The following is a 403-nucleotide window of genomic DNA, read 5'->3' as shown; positions in this document are numbered from 1 at the left end:
TAATATCCCGGTACAGAATTTTTCCTAAGCTCAATTGTTGGAGCTTAGTCCAAACCTCCTTGGAGCTCTCATGAAAATTGAAAAGAACGTAGTAGTTAGTGTTGCATATCAAGTGAAACTTGAAGATGGCGTAGTAGTTGACCAATCAACTGCAGAAGCTCCACTAGATTACATTCACGGTCATAAGAGCTTGAAGGCAAAGTTGCGGGCGATAAGTTCTCTGCAACAGTGAGTCCAGAAGACGCTTACGGTGAGCACAACGATGCATTAGTTCAGCGTGTACCAGCAGACGTATTCCAAGGTGTTGAGCAGATCGAAGTTGGCATGCGTTTCCTAGCAGACACAGACCAAGGTCCAATCCCAGTAGAAGTTACTGAAGTAGACGGTGACGAAGTTGTTGTTG

At 44.7% G+C, this 403-nt stretch carries 1 pseudogene; it reads left to right on the top strand.

From position 1 onward, the window contains the following. Nucleotides 1–70: 70 nt before the first annotated feature. Nucleotides 71–403, top strand: a pseudogene (locus KIV40_RS33865) (FKBP-type peptidyl-prolyl cis-trans isomerase); the annotation flags it as partial.

The sequence above is a fragment of the Vibrio sp. D173a genome (assembly GCF_030248475.1).
Note: the sequence above shows the minus strand (reverse complement) of the source record. Positions and strands in the feature narration are given on the sequence as shown.